10 protein-coding genes are annotated in these 17,145 nt (G+C 28.4%); all 10 read left to right on the forward strand.

Annotation, left to right across the window (positions count from 1 at the left end):
* The first annotated feature begins 212 nt into the window (after window positions 1-212).
* Window positions 213-2,510: a putative immunoglobulin-blocking virulence protein gene (locus KQ878_RS03815; protein ID WP_216505090.1), complete on the forward strand. Its 2,298-nt coding sequence runs from the start codon at window positions 213-215 to the stop codon at window positions 2,508-2,510.
* Window positions 2,511-2,523: 13 nt separating this feature from the next.
* The gene (gene mip, locus KQ878_RS04285; protein ID WP_216567711.1) at window positions 2,524-5,148 is read left to right on the forward strand and encodes an Ig-specific serine endopeptidase MIP; all 2,625 of its coding nucleotides are present in this window, start codon (window positions 2,524-2,526) and stop codon (window positions 5,146-5,148) included.
* Between the two features lie 75 nt (window positions 5,149-5,223).
* Window positions 5,224-6,672: an MSC_0624 family F1-like ATPase-associated membrane protein gene (locus KQ878_RS04500; protein WP_373422568.1), complete on the forward strand. Its 1,449-nt coding sequence runs from the start codon at window positions 5,224-5,226 to the stop codon at window positions 6,670-6,672.
* Complete coding sequence (locus KQ878_RS00320; protein WP_216505098.1) at window positions 6,662-7,189, forward strand: MSC_0623 family F1-like ATPase-associated protein; 528 nt, start codon at window positions 6,662-6,664, stop codon at window positions 7,187-7,189. The genes KQ878_RS04500 and KQ878_RS00320 overlap by 11 nt, the downstream gene beginning before the upstream one ends.
* 4 nt (window positions 7,190-7,193) lie before the next feature.
* A complete protein-coding gene (locus tag KQ878_RS00325) occupies window positions 7,194-8,102 on the forward strand; it encodes an MSC_0622 family F1-like ATPase gamma subunit (protein ID WP_216505103.1) in 909 nt (302 codons plus the stop codon).
* Window positions 8,086-8,568, forward strand: coding sequence for an MSC_0621 family F1-like ATPase epsilon subunit (locus KQ878_RS00330; RefSeq protein WP_216567714.1), 483 nt, complete (start codon window positions 8,086-8,088; stop codon window positions 8,566-8,568). Before KQ878_RS00325 ends, KQ878_RS00330 begins: the two co-directional genes overlap by 17 nt.
* On the forward strand, window positions 8,561-10,660 hold the full coding sequence (locus KQ878_RS00335; protein ID WP_216505106.1) for an MSC_0620 family F1-like ATPase-associated subunit: 2,100 nt from the start codon (window positions 8,561-8,563) through the stop codon (window positions 10,658-10,660). Before KQ878_RS00330 ends, KQ878_RS00335 begins: the two co-directional genes overlap by 8 nt.
* Before the next feature lie 19 nt (window positions 10,661-10,679).
* A complete protein-coding gene (locus KQ878_RS00340) occupies window positions 10,680-12,227 on the forward strand; it encodes an MSC_0619 family F1-like ATPase alpha subunit (RefSeq protein WP_373422569.1) in 1,548 nt (515 codons plus the stop codon).
* Window positions 12,227-13,606: an MSC_0618 family F1-like ATPase beta subunit gene (locus KQ878_RS00345; protein WP_216567716.1), complete on the forward strand. Its 1,380-nt coding sequence runs from the start codon at window positions 12,227-12,229 to the stop codon at window positions 13,604-13,606. The genes KQ878_RS00340 and KQ878_RS00345 overlap by 1 nt, the downstream gene beginning before the upstream one ends.
* 125 nt (window positions 13,607-13,731) lie before the next feature.
* Entirely contained in the window at window positions 13,732-15,840 is a 2,109-nt protein-coding gene (locus KQ878_RS00350) for a hypothetical protein (RefSeq protein ID WP_216505109.1), read from the forward strand.
* Window positions 15,841-17,145 lie beyond the last annotated feature (1,305 nt).

Raw genomic sequence — 17,145 nt, forward strand, 5'->3', positions numbered from 1 at the left:
TTAAAACATCTCGGTATTATTTTTTTAAAAATAATAATTAAAATGAATTAAACAACCGCTTTGACTAATATTTGATATACTAAATTATTATCGATAATTAACTTGATTAGCACAGTGTAACGGCGCGTTCCAAAAAAAAAAAAAAAAAAGACTTTTCTGTTAAATATTAGATAATTATGTGGTAATAAATAACTATATATATTGAGGTGAAAATGAGTCTGTTTAAAAAACGTAAAACTAAAGTAATTGTATTGAGTTTGTTGGGTAGTGTAATAGCATCCGGTTCAATAGGAACTATTGTTTATTTTGCTTCTGTAAATTCTCAACTAGCTACACACTATACATCCGCGCAAATTGCAAAACCTAATTTTATACCAAAGGATAATCTAGAATTAAAAAATACAAATCCTTCTAACGCGGATAACAACCTAAAAGAAATACCTAAACCTGAACCGCTACCAGAACCTGAAAAACCAAAACCAGAACCTGTTCCTAAGAAGGAAATACAAAAAATCCCCGAACCTGAAAAACCAAAACCTGAAAAACCTAAGCCTAAACCTGAAAAACCCAAACCTAAACCCGAACCCAAACCAAAACCGGCGCCTGAAAAACCCAAACCTAAACCCGTTCCATTACCCCCACAAAAAACACCTGAGTCACCATCAAGAGATAATAATAAACAAACTATTATTATCTCTGGAATAGAAGTGAAAGCAGATATTACGCCTTTTAAGCCAAGACAGATTTTTGATTTTGACGTTAGAAATAAAATCTCAAATGTAAATCCTTATATTAATGACAGCACCGGTAAATTAAATAGTGTTGAAGTAACAAAAGAATTAAGGGAAAAAGTCTTGAGTGATACTAAAGGAGGACTTAGTTCTGGTTTCGGACAAAAAGTTTGAGAATTATCGAATGAAATTGATGACCCAAACCAAATTAAAAGTTTTTGACAACAACAACCTTGAGTTTGAGAGAAAATTAGTGATAAATGACAAAGATTATTTGACTCGCCTAATGTAAAAAAATTCCTCAAAGAAGGCAAGGATATCGAGTATCAAAAAATGCTTGATAATAATGAATTCAAAAGTAAAGAACATAGATACTCGTGACTATATAAAAACTTTGATTTTACTAAAGTAACAAAATTAACTTCAAATGCTGAAGCACAGCTAGCTAAAGGTTTTACTACCGACCCCGATAATGTTTACATAAATGAAAACGGAGAAATAGACTCTTATGCCTATTCACCTGCGCCAGATTTTAACAGTGTAACATCAAGATTAAAACGTGATAACTACACCAGAAGAGTCTTTAGTTATAATACTGAATGAATGAGAAATCCAGATGATGTTAAAAACGGAATTTACCCAGGATGAAGTTCATCTAACATTAACACTGATCCTAGATTTGATGGGTTAATAAATCAGGGCGATGGTATTAACGCAATATTAATGAAACGTGATAAACCAGATAATAGTCCAAATCAAATTAACGAAGGAATTGTTATTGAAATAGATGCATCAAACAAGTCTGGATATGACAAAACAATCACATTAATCAAGAAAATCAAAGAAAAAAATCTTCCGGTTGTTTCATACCGTATACGTAACATGGGTCAAAACGATTCCGCTCAAGCGTTTAAACCTATTTTAGAAGAATTACCTAATGACATTAAACAACTTGAATTATTTTTCTCAGCTCAAGCCACAAATACTGGTTCGTTAATAGCGCTTGAAAATAAACACATAAAAGAATTATCGCTATACACCTTAGGAAATTCATTACAAGATGAGTGAACAGTTAACCCTCTTTCAGTTAGAAATACTGAATGAATTAACACCAACGACTATAATGTGAGCTCGGAATACAATATAAATTCTCAAATTGCTACAAGAATTACATTTGACACACTTGCGTTCGACCAAATTGATTACAACGAAAGTTCAAGTGACCCTTACGAAAGAATTAATTTAGGTTTAAGAATGGCTTATTATGCAAGAAATAATGAACCATTCTTCCAAGGTGGTCTTGGTCCAGGGCTAAACCCTGATAATAATGAAAAAGGAAATAGTTATCCAACCGGTTTAGATTTTAGTAGGGTTCCAAAAATAAGAACATTACATGGATTAATTTTTAACGATACTCAGAAACCTACAAATGGTTCAAGAAAAGTAACTAGAGTTACCTTCTTCAATAATAAAGAATATTATGAAATAGGATTAAAAGATTTAGATTCAGCTGGTTTAGAAAATTTTGCAACCGGTCCATTCCAAACACCGAAAATTTTCTTTTCTAACAAAAGAGGCACAACTAAATTTAAATATACTGATTCATCAATCACTTCAAATGCAATTTCAAACTTACAAACTTTTACGAGATATGCAAAAAATGGCGATGAAGCATTTACTGGAACAGTTTTATTAGACCCAGGCAACACATCTGTCAAATCAGCTCTAGAAGGAGCGGGTATAAAAGTTGAAATAGATAACGGATACGATTACTTATAAGGAGTTATCAATAATGAAAAAAAATAAACTAATACTACTTACAAATTGCGGATTACATATTTTGCCATTTGTTGCAATTTCTGCATCATGTAAAAATAATGATGACGCAAAAAAAGAAAATCAACCAGATAAAAAAGTTGATGATGCTAAAAATTCAAAAATTAATAATGATTCAGGTAAAAAAGATGTGCTTGGTTCTGAAGGTTTAAATTCTGTTAGACAACTTTCGTTTAATCAATTATTTGATTTACAAATTGAAGAGTTTGGTGTTACAAAAAGTAAAAATAGTTTTACTCCTCAAACTATTCAAAAAAGATATGAAGAATTAATAAAATTAAGCCTAAAAGATAGTTACAAAAATAGAATTAATGTAAAAATCACAACAGTTTCTACTGATTGAGATGCAAACCTTACCGGAAAATTAAAGATATCAGTATTACTATCTGACGTGAATAACCCAAATCTATCTGAAATTAGAACATTCGAACTTGATGGGTTTAAAATCAGTCCCAATGGAACAAATGATGACGGCACATTTCCATCAGATCCTAAGCAAAACGGATTTTCAGATAGCGATTTTGATAAATATGTGAAAGCAAGTCAATTAGAAAGATGAAAAATTGATAATGCTGATTATATGCAAGGTATTAAAACCCAATACCATAATCAAAGTGTTGATCAAATAAGACCAGAATTAAATTACACACCTGAATCAGCAAAAAAATTTAATTCAATAGCCAAAGATGTAAACATAAACACTTATGAAGATGCCGCTTATAAAGGACACACCTTACCAAAATTAAAAGCAGATGGAAGCTTTGATGGATTATCAATTTACCCAAAAAGTGCTCCTGCCAAACATTCAAAAGTTGACTTTCTTGGTGGTAGAGACGTTTATCAATCTATAGGTTTGGCGCGTTTACTTCCTAACGAATTTTATAAACAAATAGGTCTTGAAACACTCGCTGTTGGTTTTAACTATGCTGAAACCTTCGCGGAAGAAATCGCTAAAGCAAAACAAAATATTGAATTAATTAAAAAATGAAAAACAAATAAAGAAACCATTAGACTTCAAGAATATATAAAAGCAGCTACCGATCAAAAAGAAACTGAAAAAAATATCTTAAAATACGACGAAGAGAGAGAATTAAACAGAGCGGCTGAACAAGATAAGCCAGCAATTAAAAATGATTTTGCAGCTAAATACAAAAAAATAGATGACGAAATTAACAAAATTAAGAGTTATACGTTTGACGATTTATTAAAGATTTTTGAGGATGAATTAAAAGGCTACGAAGATGAATTAAAATACAACCGTAAGTCACGTGGTGCTAACGGGACTATGTGAATAATGGATTATGAAATTCCTAATAACGGGGGATATCCAACCAAATGATATTTTGGAACTAATTCACACGTTGCAAAATTAATGTCTTCTAGCACCTTTAATGGTTTTAACGTAACTGTTTTAAGCCCACAAACTGGCGTGAAATCCTTACTGAGATTAACCGGTTTAGACGATAGATTCACTAACTTTAATTTTGGTGGAAACAATATTGGCGAAGCTGTAAAAAAAGTATATGACGCAACAGATTATTTAAATACTTCACCATCACAGTACCTAACAACTTCTGATAAAGAAAAATATAAAGATGTTGAAGAAATGATTGATTTTGCAGTTATTGAAGTTGATTTTAAAAAATTAGTTAATTTACAAAGTTCGGTAATAAGAAATACTAAACCAGTACTTGATAATTCAGTGTTATCAAACGGCGATGCACAAAAATTAGCTAAATTAATTACTAATGATTACTATAGTAGAAGCGATGATAAAAAAACTAAGTTTCTTTCTAAATCATATCTATTAAATTACCAAAACATTGATTTTCCAATTGCAAAAAGAAAAGGCGATACAAAAACAACTGATGAATTATTTGCCTTGGGTTATCCAATGGCTCGTGAAGATTTCTTCTTAAGAAGATATTATGACGATGACCAAATAAAGTGAAAGGAAACATACCAAAGCTTATGAACAAACTCAGATTATAGATTCTACAGTGGTACTAATGTAAGCGAGGGCGGTCAGCCCAACTTCCCAGAGGAAAGATATAAAAGAGGTAACTACTTATCATATCAAGTTGGATACCGTTCATTTATTGATAAACCGGGTTTAAATGATGGATTTATCGTTTCACCTATTAGAGGCAAGGAAATTTATAAAACATATAGTGATGATAAAACCACGTTAAAAAGCTACTTTAACACTGGTTTACAATATATGTTAAGACACTTTGTTCCTATTGGTGGTTCATCTGGTTCTAGTGTTAGAAATCAAAATAATGAACTAGTAGGTGTTCATAGCACAATCATACCGTCCGCCAAGACTGACTTCGTAGCCGCTTTCAGATCTGAAGGATATGACTATAAAGGTGCTTACGGTGATTACAACCTTCCACAATACGATTTAATTTATGGTGGTGGCAAAGATCAGAAAACATCTTATTTAGATTCATTAATTAAAATTTATGGTGAAAACGGTCTAAAAACCTGGTTATTTAAAAAAGGTATTTCTAAAAAGAATGTTCCGAGTGAATTTTTGTTCAATCAAAATCAAAACAAGGAAAAACACAATGTTTAATTTAAGAGCGAAGGAAGGGGCGTAATGACATCACCTATATTTAGTGATAAGAGAATCTATGATGACTATGAATCAATGAATTCTAAACAAAAAAATAATTTATCTATCAAAATATATCTAAGTATTTTAGGAATTTGGTTTTTTTGTTCGCTACTATTTATTTTGATATTTTCTAACCAGACTATAATGTCGGCGAAGTTGTATCAAAACAATTCTAGTTCGCTTGAAATTATTAGATTTTTCAACTTTTCAACTTTAGAAACAAGAGAATATAATTTTACTTTATTGTTTCGAATATCCATTTTACTGTTTTTACTAATTTATCCAATAACTAAATCCTTTAGAGATATCCTAATTAATAAGGAAAAAATTAATAATTATTGACCTTGATTTAGTTTGTATTTTATATTATCGATTTCATCATTTATATTATTCTTTACATATCATAGTTTTGAAGCTATAGAAATAGCAAAAGTTTTATGGGTGTTTATTCCTTTATACTTTATTGACCTAAGTTTTTCGCTTTATTCATATAATGTAAAGAAAAAATCTGACCCCATTACTTATGGTAATTCTTCTATATTAATTATTTCTCAAGTTTTCAAAGCACTATTAGTTTCATTTATTTTGACTATTTTCTTTACTTGAACCGCAAAGTCCGTTAACCCCGATTCACCTTCAAGCGCGAAACTAATGCTAATTGCAAATGATTTTAGTGATTGATTTAAACAATTATTTACTGAGAAAAAAGCAATTAATTTACTAATAATAATTTCTCTATTTTCTGGTGTGGCAATTTTGGTATTCTTTTCTAATTGAGATAAAATCAACTTGTTTTTAAATAAGCAATACGATTCTGCGTTTACAAGGAATTCGATTTACTTTTTACTTATTTCAGTATTAGCAATTTTAACCTGAACTACAAGTGTTTTTTTCGTAATTAACAATAAAAGGAGTTTTGTAATTCCAGATAAGATATATATTTCTAATTATTGATATTTATCTTTTTCAGTGATTTCACTACTAATATTGGCATTCTACTTAATATCTTCATTTGTGAAACCTTTTAAAACAAAAAGTCTAATAAAAAATACTATATCAATTTCTGGTTTTTCAACACTAAATTGAGTAAGCTTTTTTATTCTCACTATGGCAAATAATGATAATAGAATTAATCTAATTAATCTATTTATTACTTCAATCGTCTCAATCATTATGATGATAATTTACCTAAAAAGAAATATTTCCGCCACAAAAATATCTCTTTCGTTTATTTATCTTCAATTGGCATTTTTAGGAGTTTTAATATTCATTTTTGACCTAAATCAAATTCTAATATCTAAAGATAATTTTGGATTTAATTATATAAATTCCGATTTATCTCTTACACAAATTCTGACAATTACTGAATTATGTATTGCAATAGCATATTCACTATACTCAGTTACCAATTTATGATTTACACTATACAAATTATCAATACACAAAAAAAATATAACTAAGGAGGTGAATAATGAAAAATAATTCATTATTGAAAAAGAAAATAAAATCAATGAAATTGCAAAATGAATTATCACTTATTAACTTATACGATTCATATAATTCCTTAATTAAGGACCCAGAATTTATATCATTTGAGCAATTAAACGCGTCGGTATTATTATCAAAAGGTATGGGTTTTGAATCGCCTAGTTTTACGAAATTCAATAACAAGTTAAAAGAAGCAATTGCCAAAAAGCACGACATAATATTTAGAAATTTTATAATCAGTTTCAATATTGATCTTAAGTTTAGCCAAAATATTTTGGTACCAATCATAAAAAATGAAATTTCATCTTCAGTAATTTGCACAAATCTATCATCATCGAATGACCCAAATCTCGATGATTATCTATGTAGTTTAAACGACAAAATAGACTCTCTTTTAAAAACAAAATCTTATATAGAAATTATGCCTGGTACAGTACTATTTAATAGCACTGAAAGCAACACTTTGAAATTGTTGTTCGGACCCGAGGTATTATCTTTAATTAAGGATTAAAACAATGCATTTTAAAAAAATTGAACAAAAAAGAAACAGTCTAGAAAATATACATCTACGCGTTAGTAATGAAAAAAATATTTTATTAATTAATATTATGAAATTGAACAAGAAATTACAATTTTATGTTCAAAACGCATTAATTAATAAAGAATTAATATCCAGCCTTAAATCACAATACGTTATAAAAAATGATTTTATAAACAAAAACAACAAGTTAAATTTAATTTTTAAAAAAATTTTTAAAAAGCCTAAACAATTGTGAATTTACTTAACTGAAGAACAAAAACACTCAACAGATTCATATACCCGATACGAGAAAATGATTTTAAAAAATACTAAAAAAATGTCTGTTGATTTTATAACTATTGGTGAAAGAGCAAAGGAATTTTGTGAACAAAATAAATTGTCAGTTTTAAAGTCGTTTAATAATTCGCAAAATGAAAAGGAACTTGCATATGATTTATCCTACTTAGTAAAATTTTTATATGTTGATGAATTATATGATAGCGTTCATTTTGTCATAAATAGCAACAAAGCATTCAGCAGAGCATTTACTCTTTTACCTCTAGAAAATTTTGATGTAAATAAATTAACTAATATGGATAAAATCTCTTTTGAAGGCAGTGTAAAAAATTACGAAATCTATCCTAATATTGAAAAATTTATTGACAGTCAAATAGATATATTTTTATCAAACGCAATTCATTCACTAATAATAGAGTCGTATTTTTATAATGCTAAAAATAATTTAATATCGACTAATCAAATTATTAAACAACTTGACGAAGATATTTTAAAACTTAATAAACAAATTATTAAACACAAACGTGAAAAAGAAATTGAAGAAATAGTGATGTTTTTTAGAAAAAATAAAGATGAAGAAAAGGATATAAATGGAAAAACAGAATAATATCATTAAAGTCGTAATTAATTCATTGGCTAATATTCCTCTAGTTTTTAATAAATGTATATTGTATTTAAACGTCAACGACGAAAATAACTGAAAGTTAATAAGTGATAAAGCATTAGCAAGCTTTGATAAAACTATTATAAAAATTGAAGACTATCAGAGAGATGAAACGTTTTTTTGCTTTTTATACAATACAAACATTGTCTTGAACAATAAAATCGCTTCAATCAATAGTTTTTCTAAAATAGTTTTATACAAAATCAACAAACAGTCAAGTGAACAAGTTGAAAATAAAAAAATGTATAAAAAGATTACCAACGAAATAAATTATTTAACTTCTGCACAAAGTATCGGCCTGTTATTAGATGAGGCGATTAAATTAGATAAACTAAAAACCAAGCAGTATGAATATAAAATGAAAATGTTATTATCATTAGAAACATATGAAGGAGATTATTATGAATAAAAAAAATAAATTGTTATATTCATTAGGATCTATTTCTTCATTATCTTTCCCTTTGGTTGTAGTCAGTGCTAATACTCAAACCGTTGAAAAACCAGATGATGTTCCATTGACACCAGATCCCGATTTTTATACCTTTAAAGACGAAGCGAATAAACAGATTGCTAATTCAATCGAGAAATCTATCGATGTAATTATTGGTTTCATCAAAGATAATTTAAATAAATTGAAAAATGATAATAAAACAGATTATAAAATAGTTTTATCACAAACGATTTATTTCAACAAATTACTCACTTTTTTCGAATCAAATAAACAAAAAATAATATCTGACCCTGATAAATATGGTTTTTTCATAACCTTCCCTTACGCAATTTCTAGAGAAAAAAAATTGGGAAAGGGGAATGTTGAATTTAATGGGAAAAAATTTGAAAATATTGTTTTTGGTCTTTCAGAAGATTCAAAAACAAATTATGAACGTGCAATTGATAAGAAAAGCATAAAAAAGGATAATGAGAACGAAAACACGGTACAGAAAAATATCTTTCAAAATACCATTAAGAAGTACACAAAAACGTTTTTATCTGAGGTTAAAAATATTGTTTTTAACAACTCTGATATTTTAGTAGTAGACAAAGACTTCAATCTTGAATACATTAAAGATTCTGATGGTTCCGCATCATCGGCGTTGTCCATACAAATACCTAAGGGGTTTAAAACCTGAGATGAATACTTTATAAAAAAAATAACACCAAGATTTATTGAATTTGATTTAAAACAAAATCAGGAATTTATCCCTCAAGAAATCAAAAAACCTAAGTCGCCAGAAACCCCTCCTCAATTACCGCCTTTAATTCCCGGTAAACCTGCATTACCTACTAATCCCGCGATAACGAATGCTTCTCTTGATGCCTTACCCAGCCTGGTTCCTTTATTAAGATCTGATTATTCGTCATTTAGTTATGAAGATTTAGTTGAAGAGATTAATTTAAAAAAACGCGATATTTTTTTCTTTAATAATCCAATAAATACAAGATACGTATATAATGTCGAACAAATTTACGATAATAAAACAGCTAAAATATCCATTTCCGAAAGAAAAAAACCAGAATTAAAAAGAATTTACACAATTGGTTTTAATCTGGAAAATAATAGAAATTCTTTTGTACAAAAAATCTTTTATGAACAAATAAGTGCAATTGAAGAAACTGCAAGAAAATTTTATAACGCAATAGGTTTAGATGAAAATTTAGATTACACAAAAATCAGAAACAGCAACCTACAAAATATTGTCTTTGGTATGGTAGATCAATTTATAAAATTAATTTATTCACCCGAATTTTTACAAAAACAAAACGAAAGTATAAATTATTGAATTTCAAAAATGAATAACATAAATGACACTTATACAATAAAAAACGCAAAACACGACATTATTAATTTATTTTTAAGTTCAGTTACATCCTCAACATTCAATTCCGAACACAATTGAAACGCTATAGCTCAAATTTACGATTCTTTTTTGAGTAACGATTATCCTGAGTATTTTAAATTTAATAACAAAACAATTTTAAAAAACTTTGAGTTAATGAATAGTAATTACAAACAAAAAACTAATCATACAAGTAATTATGATATAAGCGTTATTGATCGTTTTGTGGATTTGATTAGCAAAAACGTCTATAAAACAAAGGCTTTATCAAATCCAACAACCTTTAACTTGGAAAAATGGTATAACAGCTTTACCAAACAATTAGGAAAAGTTAATACTCAATTTCAATATTTAAGTATTCTTTCAGATAGCAAAACTATTAATGAGGATACATACAAAAATTATAGCGACGCATACGAAAAGGCTGTCGAATTTATTAACGAACAAAAAGCATCCGTAAATGAATTTAAAAAGAATTTTGGTATTGTTTTAAGCGTTATTGGAACAATAATTTTTCTTCTTAATATAATTTTAATATCGTTAAATTTTAAAACCTTAAAACAAAGAAAATTAAGAACTCTTTACATCATTTTAATCCTAGTTGGTTTGGTGATTATATCAGTTGGGGCAGGTTTAGTGTTTTTAGGAATGAAAGGAATATAAAATGGTTAATTCAAAATTATTAAATAAAAAAACTAACATAAATAAACCAATCATAAGTTCAATATTCGACTATATGATTGAAGTCTCGGGAGACTTTAATTACTCACAAAAACAAATGTTCAAAATCAAATCAAAACCTCATATCAAATTGCTTTTAATTAGTGCTCAAATTAACAAGGCAATATTGTTATCAAATGACTCAAAACACGAATTATGCGTAGGTGATGAGTTGGAATTAATTGACTCTAATTTTAGTATTTCAACTAACCATAATTTTTTTGGTAAGGTTATAGATGTTTCCGGAAATATAATTGTTTCTGATGACGATAATATAGCAGTTTCAAATGAATACTCTCAACAAACTAGTCAGATTTTTAAATTAGCTCACGATCTTATGAGCGTTAAGACATTAAACGAACAACTTTACACAGGAATCACATCAATCGACTTATTAATCCCTATTGGAAAGGGACAACGTGAGTTAATTATTGGTGACCGTCAAACCGGTAAAACTCATATTGCGCTAAACACAATTATTAATCAGGCAAATAAAAATGTAAAATGTATTTATGTAGCAATCGGTCAAAAAAGAGAAAGTATCGCTTCTATCTACTCCACATTAAAAAAATATAATGCTTTAAGAAACACGATTATTATTGACGCTTCTGCCACTTCAACATACGACCAATTTTTAGCGCCTTATGTTGGTATGGCTCACGCGGAAAACTTATCATTAACTGATGATGTATTAATTGTATTTGATGATCTAACTAAACATGCAAATGTTTTTCGTGAAATGGCTTTATTATCTGATGCTCCCGTTGGTAAGGAAGCAATGCCTGGTGATATGTTTTTTGCGCACTCTCAATTGCTTGAAAGATCGGGTAGTTTTGTAAACAGAAAAACAATTACTGCTTTGCCTATTTTGCAAACAATAGATGGCGATATAACATCACTAATATCTTCAAACATAATCTCCATAACAGATGGACAAATTGTTACAAGTAGCGATCTTTTCGCCTCTGGTAAATTACCCGCAATCAATATTGATTTATCGGTATCGAGAACTGGTTCAAGTGTGCAAAATCACACAATCACAAAAGTTGCTGGAGAAATTGGTAAGATATTTAGAAAATATAAACGTCACTTAAAACTTGCTACATTAGATTACGAATTTAATAGTGAAACTTCTTCATTACTATCAAAAGGAAAAATGATAGATAAAATGTTCTCACAAAGAGGCTTTTCATTATATTCTGATCGTTTTATTCTGCTAACTTCAAAAATAATTTCTTGAGGATTATTTAAAGGCGTTAAAGACGAACAAAAAGCAATGAGATTTTTGAATAAATTAATCGACACTAACAAACAAGCTCGCGAAACTTTTGAAATTATATCTAGAGATACTAATTATGATGACAATATGATAAAAAACTACTTCGCTTATGCACTGAAGCAATATTCTGATTTTCTGAACCTAGATTGAAATATTAAATTTGAAACGAAATTTTTGGACTTGGACAAGAAATATCTTGACAATATCGCATATGAATTAGGAGATAAATAATGATTGGAAAAATAATAAAATTTAATTCAGATGTAGTAGAGGTTGAATTTAAACCTAACGAATTACCAAAAATAAATGACTTATTAACACTACACAATGCCAAAACTTTCTTACTTGTAAAAAGAATTATTAATAATACTACGGTTGGTGCAATAATTATATATGTAGACAAACCAATAGCCCTTTCTGATAAGGTAGTCAACACAAACAGAAGTTTCATGGTTCCCGTGGGACAAAAATCAAAAAATAATATCTATGGTTTTGAAGGTAAGCCATTATTATTGCAACACATCGCTCCTGATTATGTCGAAATGAATTCAACTATAAATAATGAGAAATTTATCAACACAAAACCCGAACTTATTGAAACAGGAATAAAAGCTATTGACTTTTTCATTCCGATTATTAAAGGCAACAAAATAGGAATATTCGGGGGCGCTGGTGTTGGTAAAACGGTTTTAATGAAGGAAATAATATTTAATGTAAATAACAAATCATCAAAACAAACAAGTAATATTTTTATAGGTTCTGGTGAACGTTCACGTGAGGGGATTGAACTTTATAACGAGCTAAAAGAATCTGATTTGTTGAAAAATTCTGTAATGTTCATTTCTAAAATGAATGAATCGCCAGGAGCTAGAATGTCTATTGTTCCCATTGGGATTACAGCTGCCGAATATCTTCGTGACACGGAACAAGAGGATGTATTGTTATTTATAGATAACATTTACCGTTTTGTTCAAGCAGAAAATGAAGTTAGTTCTTCGTTAGGGAAAAAACCATCGGTAGGTGGATATCAATCAACATTAGAAAGTGATATAGCGAACGTAGAACACCGTATGTTTAAAAATAAAAACGGTGCAATTACGTCATTTCAAACTATGTTTTTACCAATGGATGATTTATCAGATCCATCAGCCGTGGCGGTTTTTAACCACCTAGACGGAAATTTGGTTTTATCAAGAGCACAGAGTGCTAAAAATATATTCCCGGCCTTTGATCCTCTTGCAAGCCAATCTAACTCAGTAAATGAGACTATAATTGGTAAAGATCATTTTAACGCAATATTAGAAACTAAAAAAATATTAAAAACTTATAAGGACCTAGAGGATGTTATTCTAATTTTAGGTTTTGACGAATTAGATGATGAAAGTAAAATAATAGTCAAAAAAGCCCTTCAACTAGAAAACTTCTTTACTCAGAACTTTTTCATGACCCAACACTTTACAAAGTCACCTGGTCAATTTGTAAAACTAGAGGAAACCGTAAAAAGTGTTCAACGTATTTTAAATGGAGAATATTTAAAACAAAGTCCTGAAATATTTTCTTATGTTGGATCGGCACTAAATATCCCTACAGATAAAGAACTAGGATTATAATAACTATCAAACTCTAAACACACATATATTAACTAAGCTGCTTTTGTAGCTTATTTTTTATAAAACAATTATCATTTAATAAAAAAATAAAAAAATAGTTAATTAATATTTGCTAAAATAATTTCATGATTAAAAAATATAATAAACTTGTTCTTGGTCTTTTTAGTACACCTATTTTAATTCCAGTCATAGCAGCTTCATGCAATAATAGCAATGAGAATAATAAGTTGGACTCTTCAAAAGAAAACAATGTAATAAAACAAAATTCGAAAGATGCATCTAACAATACTCAAGAGAGTGGCGATGTGTCAAAAGAAAACAATGTAATAAAAGAAGATTCGAAAGATGCGTCTAACAATACACAGGAGAATAAAAACTCTTCAAGTGACAATACCGATGAAGAGGATTCTAAAAACTTGTTTGTTTTTAAGGAAGTAATTGAGGACAAACCAATAAACAAATATTCTGATGAGAAAATAGATAATCCAAAGAAATTATTTGACGAAAATTTTTTTCCTGATAATTATGAACTGAAAGGGACCGAACATAATAAAAACATAACTCAAAAATATTTCAGTTCAGAAATGTTTAAATCGCTTAAAATCAGCGTTGATAATTTTTGAACAGGTGAAATTCCTAAATGAATGAAAAGAAAAAATTACATTGAGACTGATAATTTATTTTCAATTATTCCAGATTTATCCGTTTATTTCACTAATAATGATGGTTCAATCACTAAGCACGTCCGCAAGGTTATGCCTTCGTTTATCGGCGACAATGAACTCGAAATATTAAATAACAAAATAATTTTTAAAAAAAACATAAACAATTATCTAAAACAAGATTTTAACAATAAGAAAATTAAACTATATTTTAAGATTCAAAGTAATCAAATAAAAGATATTACTAAGAATTACAATGTTACTTCTCTTATACCTATTGAAATTGATATAGAAGATTTAATGCAAACAAATAGGGTAAACAATTATGAATTTGCCCAATTAGAAAATGTTGATATACCTTTTGATATCAAATTTAAATCCCTAATTACAAAAAATGGTCAATTAAAGGTAGAAATAATTATTCCAAATAAGAAAATCGTAGCCAACAATTATAAAATTGATGATTCTGAGGTGTTTATCGACAAATATGGAACCCTAACCGATATTAGTTACTATGTTGAAAAAGGAAAGGATAAAAATTTCTCAATTACCTCAAAAATTTATAATAATTCCCCTTTCGCTAAATTATCATCTCTATCACAGTTATATGATATAAACTCCAATAGCGGTACATTAATGCCAGGTGGGAAAAGAATAAAAAAAAGTGAAGATAGAATATTCAGCAAAATCAGAGAACGTGTTTTTAGCGTAGGTGGCGGTACAATGACAATGCTCGCAAAAGTTAAACCGTCTGACGATAATGATTTAAGATATTATTTCATCACGAACAGACACGTTACTGATATATTAGAAAAAAAATGAACCGATAATCGGGTTAATAAAAAAATGGTTATATGAGATTTTGATGATAAAAAAGTGGCAAGCAATAGTTACGATATATCATTAGATATTAACGACTCTGATTTAGAATTAAATCTTTGAATTGCAGAAAATCAATATGACAGAAAGGGACATTTAGAAAATAATGAAACTTCGAATGCTGATATTTCAATAAATATAATTGATGTTAAAAATCTTTATGATGAAGCATTAAAAACTGATAATAAAAATATAATTAAATATCTTGAAAATTGAAAAGTATTAAAACCATTAAAATTATCAAAATATACAAACTTTATAAATAATGACAGTTTTCTTAAATTTAGGGTTGCTTCATTCCCGGTTTCAAAAAATGAAGAATATTTTGACAGAAGATATCGCGAACATATAATTAATCAGCCAAGCCAAATTATTCTAAATGAGCAATTGTATGAGAATCAAAAATATGGTCATTTCAAATCTTTTACACTGCAAGATGATCCTATAAAATCTACAGATTTTGACTTAGTATCAGGCGCAAGCGGTAGTATGGTTTTTGATGAAAATTACGACATGGTAGCTTTATTTATGCAAAATATTGGCGATGATACATATGGTTTTGGTTTATTGAGTTCGTATAAGTTTGATTATTTAGGATACGAAAGCAACAATAACCCAAATTCATTTAAAAATAAATTGATTGAATTATCTAATAAGTATCCCGAAAAATATCAACTAATAGACTTATCATAAAATATTGGAAGCGTAAAATTTTAGTGTGTTAATTTAAGCACATACGCCTTAAATATCTGTTTTAATTATACTTGGTTTTATGATTCGTTAAATTTTTGAGAATTTTCTTAATGAACTCTGTGAACTAGAAAACAAAAAAGCTTTTTTTAAAAAATGTGAAAGGGCTTTTTTGTTTAATACATTTGTGATTAAATGTGGAATTTAATTGGTATTATCGTGCATTTAAAAAGCACGTTTTAAATTTTATTAATTCCTGTTAATTTTTAGATATTAAGTTAGAATTTCTGCGGAAGCTAGTAATTTTTCAAGCATTTTTTTCTCTTACATTTGAATTTCATGATTCATTGATCACGTTTTATAAATTAATCACAAATTCTCTGCTTCTCTAAACGACACGATAGAACTTTTTTGTTAAAACGTCATCGTAAACTAAATAGTGTTTTTGCAAAATAGTTGATAATCTGTCAATTATTCTCTTTTCAAACATTCGCTTTTAAAAATTTGTTTTCAATAATAAACATTAATTCTCCGGAGGAATTCATATGAAATTTGTTTTGCTATTTCCCATGTAGTAAAACCTCTTATTTTCTTCTGTTATTGGCACATAGTAATTATTCATATATTGAACACAACCAGCTGAGTAATTCTTTTAATCAGTAAATGAATTCTATGTTCATTTTCTTTTGTCGTTTTTTTAAGGCATTTATTTTATTATTTATATTTTGATAAACTTTAATTATATTCTTGAATTGTTTTTTGAATGTTTATTTATTTCTTCAATAGTACAGCAATTTTTGCTGACACAATACTCTATAAGTCATAGTTTGATTGTATCTTTGGTTCTTTCATCATTTGGTTAAACTCCCTGTAACTTTTAAATTCTAGTCCTATATTTTTAGAATTTAGTCATTTTACCATAGGTATGTTATTTTCTTGTTTGGCAAAAAGTGGTTCTTCTATCAGTTTTAAACTTATTGGATAGCCATATCGGGCAAAGAGTTGTCCAGTAGTTTAATATAACCGACTGTTGTTTCTTCTTTTTCAGCATACAAAGATAGAATCTTTTATGTTTCAGCATCTACTGCTAAGTAAATATGAAAATCATGTAAATGTTTAATTCAAGCTTCACTACAAGCGTCTAATTAAAGCATTTCACCAAATTCATATTTGTGAAGATTCAGTAATCTTTCTAATTGAACTTTCCGTTGATTTTGGACAATTGTTGAATTAACAAATACTTACTGTCATATTTTTCTTTGTCCTTATTTCTCACAATTCTTCTTTTAGTTTGTGGTTATTTGTGTA

Source organism: Mycoplasma zalophidermidis (assembly GCF_018913985.1).
GTDB lineage: Bacteria > Bacillota_I > Bacilli_A > Mycoplasmatales > Metamycoplasmataceae > Mycoplasmopsis > Mycoplasmopsis zalophidermidis.